The organism is Pseudomonas sp. Tav-5-1A (assembly GCF_055755055.1).
Genome location: NZ_CM146901.1, coordinates 6,074,201 through 6,088,271 on the forward strand (window position 1 = coordinate 6,074,201; position 14,071 = coordinate 6,088,271).

At 65.5% G+C, this 14,071-nt stretch carries 11 protein-coding genes; 5 read left to right on the forward strand and 6 right to left on the reverse strand.

What is annotated here, in order from left to right:
• Positions 1–5 precede the first annotated feature (5 nt).
• The 3 genes from AC0J42_RS28100 to AC0J42_RS28110 all read right to left on the reverse strand — a co-directional run bounded on the left by AC0J42_RS28100 (position 6) and on the right by AC0J42_RS28110 (position 4,396).
• Complete coding sequence (locus AC0J42_RS28100) at positions 6–1,115, reverse strand: ABC transporter ATP-binding protein (protein ID WP_416427155.1); 1,110 nt, start codon at positions 1,113–1,115, stop codon at positions 6–8.
• Between the two features lie 261 nt (positions 1,116–1,376).
• Positions 1,377–2,006, reverse strand: coding sequence for a response regulator (locus AC0J42_RS28105; protein WP_416427156.1), 630 nt, complete (start codon positions 2,004–2,006; stop codon positions 1,377–1,379).
• Positions 2,003–4,396 carry a PAS domain-containing sensor histidine kinase gene (locus AC0J42_RS28110; protein ID WP_473004665.1) on the reverse strand — a complete coding sequence of 798 codons (2,394 nt, stop codon included), beginning with the start codon at positions 4,394–4,396 and terminating at the stop codon, positions 2,003–2,005. The genes AC0J42_RS28105 and AC0J42_RS28110 overlap by 4 nt, the downstream gene beginning before the upstream one ends.
• 92 nt (positions 4,397–4,488) lie before the next feature.
• Here AC0J42_RS28110 and AC0J42_RS28115 point away from each other — a divergent pair, with 92 nt between their 5' ends.
• Entirely contained in the window at positions 4,489–5,469 is a 981-nt protein-coding gene (locus tag AC0J42_RS28115) for an alpha/beta hydrolase family protein (protein WP_473004666.1), read from the forward strand.
• A 106-nt stretch (positions 5,470–5,575) separates the two neighbouring features.
• Here the strand turns inward: AC0J42_RS28115 and AC0J42_RS28120 are convergent, their stop codons facing one another.
• The 3 genes from AC0J42_RS28120 to AC0J42_RS28130 are packed head-to-tail and all read right to left on the reverse strand — an operon-like array spanning position 5,576 to position 8,035.
• Positions 5,576–6,343 carry a TerB family tellurite resistance protein gene (locus tag AC0J42_RS28120; protein ID WP_473004667.1) on the reverse strand — a complete coding sequence of 256 codons (768 nt, stop codon included), beginning with the start codon at positions 6,341–6,343 and terminating at the stop codon, positions 5,576–5,578.
• Between the two features lies 1 nt (position 6,344).
• Positions 6,345–7,013 carry an N-acetylmuramate alpha-1-phosphate uridylyltransferase MurU gene (gene murU, locus AC0J42_RS28125; protein WP_473004668.1) on the reverse strand — a complete coding sequence of 223 codons (669 nt, stop codon included), beginning with the start codon at positions 7,011–7,013 and terminating at the stop codon, positions 6,345–6,347.
• Entirely contained in the window at positions 7,010–8,035 is a 1,026-nt protein-coding gene (locus tag AC0J42_RS28130; RefSeq protein ID WP_473004669.1) for an aminoglycoside phosphotransferase family protein, read from the reverse strand. The genes murU and AC0J42_RS28130 overlap by 4 nt, the downstream gene beginning before the upstream one ends.
• 129 nt (positions 8,036–8,164) lie before the next feature.
• On the opposite strand from AC0J42_RS28130, the gene AC0J42_RS28135 reads away from it, so the two are divergent.
• Genes AC0J42_RS28135 through rsmA form a run of 4 tightly spaced genes read left to right on the forward strand, consistent with a single transcriptional unit; the run spans position 8,165 to position 14,049 of the window.
• Positions 8,165–10,951 (forward strand): LPS-assembly protein LptD, encoded by a 2,787-nt coding sequence (locus AC0J42_RS28135; protein ID WP_473004670.1) that lies wholly within the window; start codon positions 8,165–8,167, stop codon positions 10,949–10,951.
• Positions 10,932–12,260, forward strand: coding sequence for a peptidylprolyl isomerase (locus tag AC0J42_RS28140; RefSeq protein WP_416427163.1), 1,329 nt, complete (start codon positions 10,932–10,934; stop codon positions 12,258–12,260). Before AC0J42_RS28135 ends, AC0J42_RS28140 begins: the two co-directional genes overlap by 20 nt.
• Entirely contained in the window at positions 12,257–13,246 is a 990-nt protein-coding gene (gene pdxA / locus AC0J42_RS28145; protein WP_473004671.1) for a 4-hydroxythreonine-4-phosphate dehydrogenase PdxA, read from the forward strand. The genes AC0J42_RS28140 and pdxA overlap by 4 nt, the downstream gene beginning before the upstream one ends.
• Positions 13,243–14,049, forward strand: a complete 807-nt coding sequence (rsmA, locus tag AC0J42_RS28150) for a 16S rRNA (adenine(1518)-N(6)/adenine(1519)-N(6))-dimethyltransferase RsmA (protein WP_416427165.1) — start codon at positions 13,243–13,245, stop codon at positions 14,047–14,049. The genes pdxA and rsmA overlap by 4 nt, the downstream gene beginning before the upstream one ends.
• Positions 14,050–14,071: the final 22 nt, after the last annotated feature.

The following is a 14,071-nucleotide window of genomic DNA, read 5'->3' on the forward strand; positions in this document are numbered from 1 at the left end:
CGCCTCTAGTCGACTGACAACGGATCCAGCGCACGCGCGTGCTCGACCTGCCAGCCGAGCGGTACCACATCGCCCACGGCCAATGCCGGGTCCAGCTCGGCGATTGGCTGCTTCACGAAGAAATCCGACTTGCCGCACACCTCCAGGCGCACGCGTACGTGGTCGCCCAGGTAGATGAACTCGGCAACCCGGCCAGAGAATCGGTTGCTGCATTGCTCGCTGTGGCCGTTGAGGGACACGCGCTCCGGGCGAATCGACAGGGTCACCGGGTCGCCCGGTTCGCCGACGTTCACCGCCAGGGCGTGGACCTTCTCCCCACGCTCCAGGCCGACGATGCAACGGTCGCCGTCCTGGGTGATCAGGCGGCCGTTGAGGCGGTTGTTCTCGCCGATGAAGTTGGCCACGAAGGTGTTGCGGGGTTCTTCATAGAGGGTGCGCGGCGGGGCGATCTGCTGGATCTCGCCCTGGTGGAACACCGCCACGCGGTCGGACATGGTCAGCGCCTCGCCCTGGTCGTGGGTGACGTACACCACAGTGACGCCCAGGCGCTGGTGCAGGTGCTTGATTTCCATCTGCATGTGTTCACGCAGCTGCTTGTCCAGCGCGCCCAGCGGTTCGTCCATCAGCACCAACTGCGGCTCGAACACCAGCGCCCGCGCCAGGGCCACGCGCTGTTGCTGGCCGCCGGACAGCTGCGCCGGGTAGCGCTGGGCGAACTTGCCCAGCTGCACCATGTCCAGCACGCGCTTCACCCGCTCGGCGATGTCGGTCTTGCTCAGGCCGCGCACCGACAGCGGGAACGCCAGGTTCTCGGCCACGGTCATGTGCGGGAACAGCGCGTAGTTCTGGAACACCATGCCGATATCGCGCTTGTGCGGCGGCACGTTGTTGATGGAGCGCCCGCCCAGCAGGATCTCGCCGGCGGTGGGTGTCTCGAAGCCGGCCAGCATCATCAGGCTGGTGGTCTTGCCCGACCCGGAGGGCCCGAGCAAGGTCAGGAATTCGCCCTTGCGAATGTCCAGGTTGAGGTCTTTGACGATCAGCACTTCACCGTCGTAGCTTTTCTGCACGCCACGGAAGCTGACCAGCACATCGCTCGAATTCACCTCGCTCATACCCCACGCCCTATGTGTTTGACTGCCGTGCATTAAGCCTAGTGAAGGCTGCAGGCCGCGCAAATCGGGGGCTGGGAGAGAATCGCCTCAGGGCGATGGAAGGCTTGTTGTAGGGATTGCCCTACACAGCTGGCGGGGATAGATATGTTTTTCCAGCAATGCCCTGAAACCGGCATTCGCCCTTGTCGCGAACAGACAAACCCCCCGTAGCAGCTGCCGCAGGCGGCGTCAGCAAACACCGCGGTGCGGGGCCGGGTGGCATCACACCAACTTGTGCTCCATGGCGTATTTCACCAGCTCCGCCAGGGAGCTGACGTTGAGCTTCTGCATCAACCGGGCCTTGTGGGTGCTGATGGTCTTGCTGCTCAGCGCCAGCTGCTGGGCAATGTCGTTGACGTTGGCGCCCTGGGCCAGGCGCTCGAACACCGAGAATTCGCGTTCCGACAGCAACGAGTGCAGCGGCCGCGAGTCGGTGAGGCCCACTTCGAAGACCATGCGGTCGGCCAGGTCCGGGTCGATGTAACGCCCGCCATTGGCCACCCGACGAATGGCGGTCAGCAGCAACGCGGGGTCGCTGTCCTTGGTGGCATAGCCGGCGGCGCCCACCTTCAGCGCCCGCGCGGCCATCTGCGCTTCGTCGTGCATGGACAGCACCAGGATCGCCGGCGGGTTGTTCAGCGCGCGGATACGCGGTATCGCTTCCAGGCCGTTGACCCCGGGCATGGAGATATCCAGCAACACCACGTCGCAAGGGGTGTGCCGCAGCGTGTCGAGCAACTGCTCACCGTTGCTGGCCTCGCCCACCACTGCCAGATCCCGGGCCAGCCCGATCAACTGCTTGATGCCCTCGCGCACAATCGTGTGATCTTCCGCCACCAGTACCCGAATCACTGCCCTACCCCCGCCGCCACTCGCTCATGAACCGGTACGCGAACCCGCAAGGTCGTGCCCTGCCCTGGTTCGCTGTGCAACTGCAATTCCCCACCCAGCATCAACACACGCTCGCGCATGCCCACCAGGCCAAACGAGGTGGAGGGCCCGTTGCCCACCACGAAGCCGCGGCCATCATCGCTGATGCTCAGCGCCAGCCAATCCTCTTCGACTTCCAGGGCAATGTCGACTGTATGTGCCTGGGCGTGGCGCATGACGTTGGTCAGCGCCTCCTGCAGGATGCGGAACAGGCCCACGGCCTTGCCGTCGGACAAGGCCGGCACCTGTTCGGGCACCTGCACCAGGCATGGGATCTGCGTGCGCGCCTCGAAGCGCCGGGCCTGCCATTCGATGGCCGAACCGATGCCGGCATCCAGGATCGGCGGGCGCAAGGCGGTGGCCACGTCGCGCACCAGCTGGAACAACTGGGCAATCAGGCGCTTCATGCTGTTGAGGCGCTCCTGCAGGCCCGGGTCGAGGCTGGCGTAGGCCAGTTCACACATGGAGGTCTCCAGCTTGAGCACCGTGAGCATCTGCCCCAGTTCGTCATGCACCTCGCGGGCGATGCGCGCCTTCTCTTCCTCGCGCACGCTCTCCAGGTGCGCCGACAATTCGCGCAGCTGGTCCTGGGAACGCGCCAGCGCCAGCTCGGCCCGTTTGCTTTCGCTGATGTCCCAGACAATACCGTCCCACACCCGGCCCTCGCCCTGGCCCCGGGAGATGGCCTTGATCTCGGCCCAGCGCTCCAGCCCCTCGCGGGTGAGGATACGGCCCTGCCACGACCAGTCGCTGTCGGTGTCCAGCGCCTGGTCCTGGGTGCGGTGATAGCTGGCGCGGTCCTGGGGGTGGACCAGGTTGCGCAGGCCCATGTCCGGGTGGCGCAGGGCCGCCGGCGAGTAGCCCACCAGGCTCTCGCTGCCCTCACTGATGTAGGCAAACTCCAGCAGGCCGCCAGCCTGCAGGCGCTCCAGGCGGAACACCAGGCCCGGCACGTTGGCGGCAATGCCCTGCAGGCGCGCCTCGCTTTCCTGCAGGGCGGCCATGGCCCGGCGGCGCTCGGTGACATCGGTGAGGTAGACCACCAGGTACTCGGCATCATGAAAGCGCAGGAAGCTCAGGGACACGTCCGCCGGCAGCCAACTACCGTCGCCCCGCAGGCACTGGCTCTCGAAACTCAGCGGCTCGCCATCGCTGGCGCGGGCGCGCTTCCACAGGTTCAGCCAGCGGTCCATGTGCAGGTTGGGCTCGAAATCGATCAGCGGGCGGTTCAACACGCCGCCCGCCGCATACCCCAGCATGCTCTCGGCGGCGCGGTTGGCGTAGCGCACGTGGCTGTCCCAGTTGACCCAGAGGATGCCCACGGTGCTCTGGTCGATGGAGAACTGGGTCAGGCGCAACGCTTCCTCCCCCGCCTGGCGCCGGGTCAGCTCGTCCCGAGCCTCCATCAAGCGCCCCTCCAGCCAGTGCTGCTGGCGCCGCTGCCAGAACACGATGGCTATCGCCGAAAGGCCCAGCACCGCGAACAGCAGGCTCAGGTTCTGCCAGAAGCCTGGGGATTCGGTGAGCCTTGGGTAGCGCGGCTGCAACCAGCGGCCATGCAGTTGTTCCAGGTCCTTGCCGGGGATGGCCTGCAACGCAGCCTGCAGCACTGCGGCCAGCTGCGGCCAGTCGCGCCGCGAGGCAATGCGCAGTAGTTGCGGCAAGCCGATGTCGCCGACCACGACCAGGTCGGCAAAATCGCTTTCGCCCGACAACCGTCCCAGCTGCGCCTCATCGATGACCGCGTAGCGCGCCTGCTGGCCGACCAACAGCTGCAAGGCCTGGCGCTCCATGGGCACGCCCTGCAGGTTGAGGTTGGCGTAGGTGCTGCGCAGGTAGTCGGCCACTGCGCTGGGCATGCGCACCGCCACGCGGTCCTTGCTGTCGAGTTTTTCCAGGTCCACGGCCACGGCGCCGGTGCGCTCGCCCACCACCAGTTGCGGGATGCGCATGTAGGGGTCGGAGAACAGCCAGAGGCGCAGCCCCGCAGGGGTCTGGGTCAAGCCGGGAGCCAGGTCGATCTCGTCGTCACGCAGGGCCTGTTCCAGGGCGGCCTGGTCGGGGAAGTTGCGCCAATGCAGCTCCAACTGCAGGCTCTTGGCCAGCCAGTTGATCACCTCCACGTTCACCCCGGACAGTTGCTGCAGGCGCCGGTCGTACTGGGCGAACGGCGCCTGCAGCACCACGCCCACGCGCAGTTCGCGGTGCCGGTCCAGCCACGCCTGCTGCTCGGGCGTCAGCGTCACGGGGGCACCCCGGGCGATCAAGGGAATGAGCAAACAGCCGATAAGCACGCAGCACAGTCGAATCATCGCAACTCTCATCACCCATGAACGACGCTACATTTGGCGGTTCGGGACAAATACCATTAGGCTGCCAGCACTACCCTGGCGTGGAAAATCCGATGTCTTCAATCTACCGCACAACGCTGCCAGCGTTTTGCCTATCGCTGATGCTGCCCCTGGCACTGCCGGCAGTGGCCGACGATGCGGCGCAGAAACCGGCCACCGAGAAGGCCGCCGAGCAACCGAAAGTCGAGCGTCAACCGCTGCTGGAGCGCAGCCAGGAAGACGCCCTGGCCCTGGAGCGCCAGTTGCCCCAGGACGAACAGCAGCAACTGCAAGCCGGCAGCGACAGCTTCCTGGCCCTGTGGAAGCCGGCCAACAGCAGCAACCCGGCCGGCGCCGTGGTGATAGTGCCAGGCACTGGCGAGACCGCCGACTGGCCCAACGCCGTGGCCCCCATCCGCAATAAACTGCCGGACGCCAACTGGAGCAGCCTGAGCATCAGCCTGCCGGACCTGAGCACCGACGCTCCGCAGCCACGGGTCGAGGAAAAGCCGCCCGCGCCCAAGGAAGCCGACAGTAAATCAACGCCGCCGGCCAACCCGTCCGTGGAACAAGCCACTGCCACCGAGCCGGACAAGGCTGCGCCGCAGTCGCCTGACGAGCTGGCCAAGGCGGACGCCGAGCGCATCTTCGCGCGCATCGATGCCGCCGTGACCTTCGCCCAGCAGCAGAAGTCGCGCACCGTGGTGCTGCTCGGCCATGGTACCGGCGCCTACTGGGCAGCCCGCTACCTCAAGGAACGCCCGCAGCCCCATGCCCAGCGCCTGGTCATGGTGGCGCCAATGACGCCGAACAATGCCAGCAAGACCCTGCAGGAATTGGCGCCCAGCCTGAAAGTGCCGACCGCGGACATCTACTACGGCGACAGCCCTACCGCCCAGGACGCCGCCCGCGTGCGCCTGCAGACCAGCAAGCGGTTGAAGGACACCGGCTACACGCAGATTTCCCTGAACGCCCTGCCAGCAGACAAGGCCGCCGAGCAGGAACAGCTGTTCCGCCGCGTGCGCGGCTGGCTCAGCCCCAAGCCTGTGGATTGATGCGGGCCTGTTGTGGGAGCGGGCTCTGCCCGCGAAAAGAACCCCGCGTTCCGTCAGACATATCGCGGTGTAACCTTCGCGGGTAGAACCCGCTCCCACAGGGCGCTCAACGAAAATCCCGACGTTCGCGGATCAACGCATAGGCACTCTGCAATTCCCGGGTACGCTCGGTCGCTTCACGCACCTGAGCCGGGGTCGCCCCGCTGCCCGCCAGCTTGTCCGGGTGGTGGCGGCTAAGCAGCCGGCGGTAGGCCCGCTTGATCTGCGCCGGCTCAGTGGTCGCCCCTACCCCCAGCAGGCGCATGGCCTCTTGATAGCTGCCGCCACTGGTGGCCAGCGGCTTGCGCGCCGGCTCGTAATCGGCGGACAGGCCCTGCACCTGCACTGAACTCCAGCCCAGCCACTTGCCCCATTGCAGGATCAGCTCGCGCTCGCTGCGGCTGGCCTTGCCATCTGCCCACACCATGCGCCAACAGGCGCGCAGCACGCCCTCCGCCGAATTGGGCTGATGCCCCAGGCGCTGCAGGTGATGCTGCAACCGGTCGCGCCCGCCCTTGCCACGGTTGAACGCGGCAATGGCCACCCGCTGCTGCGCCTCGTTCAGCCCCAGCAGACGCATTTCGTGGCGCGCCTGCTGGATATGCTGCTGCACCACCCGTCCATCGCACTTGGCCAGGCGGCCCAGCAGCACGAACAGCACCTGGTCATCGCGCAGCTTCGGCTTGCCGCGCAGCCGGTCGAACAGCTCGCCCCAACTGTGCAACTGCAAGCGCCGGTCGAGCGCCTGCCCCAGCAAGGCGCCCAGCAGCGCCCCGGGGATGCTGGCAATGGCAAAGCCGGCGCCGGCGCCCACCACGGTCCCTGGCCAGAGCATCTCAGCGCTGCCCTTGCACTAGCGCTTCGACTTCCGCCAGGCGCTCGTGGGTGCCGACGTCCACCCAGTGGCCGGTGAAGCGTTCGCCACTGACCTTACCGCCGGCCATGGCCTGGCGCAGCAACGGCGCCAACTTGAAGGCTCCCGCCGAGCAGCCGGCGAACAGCGCCGGGTGCAGCACGGCGATACCGCTGTAGGTAAAGCGCGCGCCGTCGGCCGTGTCGCTGACCGCCCCGGCCTGCAGCGCGAAGTCGCCGCCCGGGTGGTGCGCCGGGTTATCCACCAGCACCAGGTGCGCCAGGCCTGCCAGCGGCAGGCGCAGGCGGCTGAAGTCGTAGTCGGTCCAGATATCGCCGTTGACCACCAGGAACGGCTCCACACCCAGCAGCGGCAGGGCCTGGAAGATGCCGCCGCCGGTCTCCAGCGGCTCGCCCTCGGGGGAGTAGACAATGCTGAGCCCGAACTGCGACCCATCGCCCAGGTGATCCTCGATCTGCTGGCCCAGCCAGGCATGGTTGATGACGATCTCGGTGAACCCTGCCGCCGCCAGGGCGCGCAGGTGGTATTCGATCAACGGCACGCCACCGGCGCGCACCAGCGGCTTGGGGGTATGCAGCGTCAGCGGGCGCAGGCGCTCGCCCTTGCCCGCCGCCAGGATCATCGCCTTCATGCCCGCGCCTCCGCGGCCGCGCGCAGGCTGGCGAGCAGTTCGCCCAGCTCGGCCAGCTCCGGCCGGCGAGCCAGCACTGCTTCTATATAAGCAAAGAAGCGCGGCACGTCGGCCACATAGCGGGGCTTGCCATCCCGGTGGCAGATGCGCGCGAAGATACCGATGACTTTCAGGTGGCGCTGCACGCCCATCAGGTCGCTGGCGCGCAGGAAGTCTTCGAACTGCTCCTGCACCGGGATGCCTGCGGCGCGGGCCTGCTGCCAGTAGCCCAGCAGCCAGGCGTCGACCCGCTCCAGTGGCCAGCTGAGGAAGGCGTCCTTGAACAGGCAGGTGATGTCATAGGTGACCGGGCCATACACAGCATCCTGGAAGTCCAGCACGCCGGGGTTGGGCTCGCTGCGCATCAGGTTGCGGGGCATGAAGTCACGGTGCACCAGCACCTTGGGCTGGGCCAGGGCGCTGTCGATCAGCAGGGCGCTGGCGCGTTGCCACTGTTGCTGCTGGGTTGCGCTGAACTGCAGGCCCAGCTCGCGCGCCACGTACCATTCGGGGAACAGCTCAACCTCGCGGCGCAGCAAGGCCACGTCATAGCTGGGCAGCGGCGCGTCCATGGGCAGCTGCTGGTAGGCCAGCAAGGCATCGATCGCGTCCTCGAACAGTGCGTCGGCATTGTCGCTATCGATCACGTCCAGGTAGGTCTGGTTGCCCAGGTCGTTGAGCAGCAGGAAGCCGCGCTCCAGGTCCTGGGCGTAAATATGCGGCACATTGATGCCGGAAGTCGCCAGCAGGGCAGCGATATCCACGAACGGTTTGCAGTTTTCCTGCGGGGGCGGTGCATCCATGACGATAAAACTGCGGCCACCACCTTCCCAGCGAAAATATCGGCGGAAGCTCGCATCGCTGCTAGCAGCGGTCAGCGAAGACGGGGGTACAGGGCCCCAGCCCCCGGCCACAAAGAGTTTCGACAGTTGCTCGGCGAGCCATGGCTGGAGCTGTTGCAGGCGTACATCTTGATCGGGCATTACAGAGGTCTCCGACGGCGCTAGCCGTCAAGCGGGTCATGCTTTATTATCCAGCATCTTTTTCAGACCATCGAGAGGCGTGCGGCCCCACCGCGGGCAGATGGCACGCAGGAAGCCCGGACTAATAAGATGGCATTGAAATCCCCCGCGTTTCGTAAAAAATTCCCGTTGCTGGTCACCGGCGGTTTGCTGGCGATGCAACCCCTGGCCGTGCCGTTCGCGGTGGCCGCCGAGCAGTATGACTGTACTGTCTCCGCGGCGGGAGCCTGGGATTGCAAACCCAAGGCCCCCGTTGGCGTCCTGCCGCCTCGCCCTGTCCATGACGGCAGCGCGGAATCGTCGGCGCCTGAAAGCGCCGGCGAGACCAAGCCTGGCGCCGAGGACAAGGCCAAGGGCCCCATGCTCGTTACCGAGAGCAAGGGCCGTGGCCTGAAATCGCGCAGCGCCGACTACAGCCATCTCGATTGGGTCCCCCGGGACAAGCTCACGGCCGCCCAGCTGGCCGAGACCGGCCCGTACTGCGAAGGCGCCTATGTGGAGCCGATCCGGCCCGGCATGGACGACAAGACGGCGAAGAAAGACGCGCCGACCTTCATTGGTGCCAAGGTATCGCGCTACGACCAGGAGCAGCAGACCGCTACCCTGGCCGGTGACGTGGTGATGCGCCAGGGCAGCATGCAGGCCGAAGGCGACGAGGCCAGCCTGCACCAGGCCGAGAACCGCGGCGAGATCACCGGCAACGTCAAGCTGCGCGACCAGGGCGCCCTGCTGGTGGGCGACCACGCCGAAATCCAGCTGGACACCGGTGCCGCCCAGGTCGACAACGCCGAGTACGTGCTGCACAAGCAGCGCATCCGCGGCAGCGCCCTGTACGCCAAGCGTGGCGAGAACGCCATCATCCGCCTCAAGGACGGTACCTATACCACCTGTGAGCCGGCGAGCAACGCCTGGGAAATCAAGGGCAACAACATTACCCTGAACCCGGCCACCGGCTTCGGCACGGCGACCAACGCCACCCTGCGCGTGCATGACATTCCGGTCCTGTACACGCCGTACATCTACTTCCCGATCGACGATCGTCGCCAGTCCGGCTTCCTGCCGCCGAGCATCGGCAGCAGCAGCAAGTCCGGCTTCTCGCTGGTCACGCCGTACTACTTCAACCTGGCGCCCAACTACGACGCCACGTTGTACCCGCACTACATGAGCAAGCGCGGCATGTTGACCGAGGGCGAGTTCCGCTACCTGACGCCGACCAGCGAAGGGCAGTTCGGTGGCGCGTACCTGAGCGATTCCGACAACGAGCGCCGGCTGCAGTCGGACTACTCGCAAGATCGCTACATGATCAACTGGCAGCACAAGGGTGACCTGGACAAGCGCCTGACCTACAAGGTCGACTACACCAAGATCAGTGACCCCTACTACTTCCAGGATCTGGAAACCAACCAGATCGGCGTGAAGAACACCGACTACCTGAACCAGCAGGCAGCGGCATACTACCGCGGCGACAACTGGACCGCGGGCCTGAACGTACAGGGCTACCAGCTGACTACCGTGTCGGACATCACCCCGTACAACCGCCTGCCGCAGATTACCTTCAATGGTTCGCTGCCGTATCACCCTGGCGGTCTGGATTTCACCTATCAGACCGAGGCGGTGCGCTTCGAGCGCAGCCTTGAGACCGGCAACTACAGCGACGAAGACGGCAACATCTCGTCGCGGATCGACAATAACGTCCAGGGCCTGGCTCGCGCCAACGGCGACCGCCTGACCCTGGCACCGGCAATGGCGCTGCCGATGACCGCCTCGTGGGGCTACATCAAGCCTTCCGTGCGTTTCATCTACACCGACTACCAACTTGACCTGGACAGCCAGGGCAAGCAGACGCTGGTGAACAACGGCGTGCAGACCGAGGTGTATCACAGCAACCTCGACCGCTCGATCCCGATCTACAGCGTCGACAGTGGCCTGTACTTCGACCGCAATACCTCGATGTTCGGCACCAACTACCGCCAGACACTCGAGCCGCGTGCGTACTATCTGTACGTGCCGTACGAAAACCAGAACAACATTCCGGTCTTCGACACCGCGGAAAACCAGTTCAGCTACTCTTCGCTGTGGCGTGACAACCGCTTCTCCGGCTATGACCGCATCGGCGACGAGAACAAAATCTCGCTGGGTGCTACCACCCGCTGGCTGGAAGACAACGGTTTCGAGCGCCAGAAGTTCAGCTTCGGTGAAGCCTTCTACATGCAGGACCGCAAGGTCCAGCTGCCAGGCATCTACTACAAGGACCGCGCCGAGGCTACCGCCAGCCGTTCCCCGTATGCCCTGGAGTACGAGTACCACTTCAACCGCGACTGGCGCTTCAATTCGGACTTCAACTGGGACCCGGACACCCACAGCACCCGTTCGGGCAGCGCGATGTTCCACTACCAGCCTGAGGACAACCCGAACAAGGTCATCAACGTCGGCTACCGCTACCGCGACGATATCGTTCACTACGATTCGGCCACCGGTAAATGGGGCTTCGGCGGCGACTACGGCACTCCGGGTACCGCGGACTACATCAAGGACTACTACAAGATCCAGCAGCATGACTTCTCGATCATGTGGCCGATCGTTCCGCAGTGGAACGCCATCGCTCGCTGGCAGTACGACTACAACCGCAGCCGTACACTGGAATCCTTCGCCGGTTTCGAGTACGACAACTGCTGCTGGAAACTGCGCTTCATCAGCCGCTACTGGGTCGACTACGACGACTTCAGCCAGTCGCTGCCGCAGAACGAAAAAGGCGACCACGGTGTCTTCCTGCAAGTCGTGCTCAAAGGGCTCGGCGGCGTAGTGGGCAATAAAGTCGAGTCTTTCCTCGACAAGGGCATTCAGGGTTATAAAGAACGTGAAGAGCAAGCTTACTAATTGTTTGCGCCCGCTGCTTCTGGGCGCACTGTTGTTGAGTGGCGCGGCTCATGCCGAGGTTCAACCGCTTGATAGCGTGGTGGCCATCGTCGATAACGACGTGATCATGAAGAGCCAACTGGACCAGCGCGTCCACGAGGTCCAGCAGACCATCGCCAAGCGTGGCGGCGCCAACATGCCGCCTACCGACGTGCTGGAGAAGCAGGTGCTGGAGCGCCTGATCGTCGAGAACCTGCAGCTGCAGATCGGCGAGCGCTCCGGCGTTCGCATCACCGACGAAGAGCTGAACCAGGCCATCGGCACCATCGCCCAGCGCAACAACATGAGCGTGGCGCAGTTCCAGGCGGCCCTGGCCCACGACGGCCTGTCGTACCAGGACGCCCGTGACCAGGTGAAGCGCGAGATGATCATCAGCCGCGTGCGCCAGCGCCGCGTGGCCGAGCGCATCCAGGTGTCGGAGCAGGAAGTGAAGAACTTCCTCGCCTCGGACCTGGGCAAGGCCCAGTTGTCTGAAGAGTTCCACCTGGCCAACATCCTGATCGCCACCCCGGAAAGCGCAAGCTCGGAAGCGATCCAGGCGGCGGCCCACAAGGCAGGCGACATCTACACCCGCCTGAAACAGGGTGCCGACTTCGGCCAACTGGCCGTGGCCAACTCGGGCAGCGACAACGCCCTGGAAGGCGGCGACATGGGCTGGCGTAAAGCTGCCCAACTGCCACCGCCGTTCGACGCCCAGGTCAGTGCCCTGAGCCAGGGTGACGTCACCGAGCCAACCCGCACCCCAGGCGGCTTCATCATCCTGAAGCTGCTGGAAAAACGCGGTGGCGGTACCGTTACCCGTGATGAAGTGCACGTGCGCCACATCCTGCTCAAGCCCAACGAAGTACGCAGCGAAGCGGAAACCAAGGTGCTGGCGGACCGTCTGTACGACCGCATCAAGGGCGGTGAAGACTTCGCCGAACTGGCGAAGAGCTACTCCGAAGACCCGGGTTCGGCCCTCAACGGTGGTGACCTGAACTGGGTCGACCCGCAGTCGCTGGTGCCCGAGTTCCGCCAGGTCATGGCTGACAGCCCGCAAGGCGTCGTGTCCAAGCCGTTCAAGACCCAGTTTGGCTGGCACATCCTGGAAGTGCTGGGCCGTCGTGCCACCGACAGCACCGAACAGGCGCGCGAGCAGCAAGCCATGATGATCCTGCGTAACCGCAAGTACGACGAAGAGCTGCAGAGCTGGCTGCGCCAGATCCGCGACGAAGCCTACGTCGAGATCAAGCTGCCTGGCGCCGAACAGGCTGCCCAGGCCGACCAGTGAAGCCCACGCGCTTCGCGCTGACGCCCGGCGAGCCGGCGGGCATAGGTCCTGACCTGTGCCTGCTGCTGGCCGCGCAACGCCAGCCACACCCCCTGATTGCCATTACCAGCCGCGACCTGCTCATCGAGCGGGCCGCGCAGCTGGGCGTGGCCGTCAGCGTGCTGGCGGTCGACCCCGATGCCCTGCCCGCCCAGCCCGCCGACGCCGGTAGCCTCTACGTGTGGGACACGCCACTGGCGGCGCCCGTCGTCACCGGCCAGCTGGACCGTGCCAACGCAGCCTTCGTCCTCGAAACCCTGACCCGCGCGGGCCAGGGCTGCCTGGACGGCCGTTTCGCCGGCATGATCACCGCCCCGGTGCACAAGGGCGTGATCAACGAGGCCGGCATCGCCTTTTCCGGCCACACCGAATTCCTGGCCGAGCTGACTCACACCGAACAGGTGGTGATGATGCTTGCCACACACGGCCTGCGCGTGGCCCTGGTGACCACTCACCTGCCCCTGCGCGCGGTAGCCGATGCAATCACCGAAGAACGCCTGGAGCGGGTGACCCGCATCCTGCACGCGGATCTCAAGGACAAGTTCGGCATCGCCCAGCCCCGCATCCTGGTCTGTGGGCTCAACCCGCATGCCGGCGAAGGCGGCCACCTGGGCCGTGAAGAGATCGAGATCATCGAACCGACACTGGAACGCCTGCGCAGCGAGGGCATGGACCTTCGCGGCCCGCTGCCAGCCGACACTCTGTTTACCCCCAAATATCTGGAGCACTGCGACGCAGTGCTGGCGATGTACCATGACCAGGGACTGCCCGTACTCAAGTACAAAGGCTTTGGCGCCGCGGTGAATATCACCCTGGGCCTGCCGATCATCCGCACGTCGGTGGACCACGGCACTGCCCTGGACCTGGCCGGCAGCGGCCGGATCGACACCGGCAGCCTCAAGGTCGCGCTGGACACCGCCTACCAGATGGCCGAGACCCGTATATGACCGAGCAATACCAACACCGGGCGCGCAAGCGCTTCGGCCAGAACTTCCTGCACGATGCCGGCGTCATCGACCGCATCCTGCGTTCCATCCATGCCCGCGAAGGCGAGCGCATGCTGGAAATCGGCCCGGGCCAGGGCGCCCTCACCGAGGGCCTGCTGGGCAGCGGCGCACAGCTGGACGTGGTGGAACTGGACAAGGACCTGGTGCCTATCCTCAACCGCCAGTTCGCCGGCCGTGGCAACTTCAACCTGCACCAGGGCGACGCCCTGAAGTTCGACTTCACTACCCTGGGCGCCGCTCCCGGTACTCTGCGCGTGGTCGGCAACCTGCCGTACAACATCTCCACGCCGCTGATCTTCCACCTGCTGGCGAACGCCGAGCTGATCCGCGACATGCACTTCATGCTGCAGAAGGAAGTGGTCGAGCGCATGGCCGCAGGCCCTGGCGGCGGTGACTGGGGCCGCCTGTCGATCATGGTCCAGTACCACTGCCGCGTTGAGCACCTGTTCAACGTTGGCCCCGGCGCGTTCAACCCGCCGCCCAAGGTCGACTCGGCCATCGTCCGCCTGGTGCCGCACACCACCCTGCCGCACCCGGCCAAGGACCACCGCCTGCTGGAGCGCATCGTCCGCGAAGCCTTCAACCAGCGCCGCAAGACCCTGCGCAACACCCTCAAGGCCCTGCTCAGCAGCGAAGCCATCGAAGCCGCCGGCGTCGACGGCAGCAAGCGCCCGGAACAGCTCGACCTGGCCGCCTTCGTGCGCCTGGCCGACAAGCTGTTCGAGCAGACCAGCGCCAGCTGATCGCCCTCATCGTGCGTCCCGG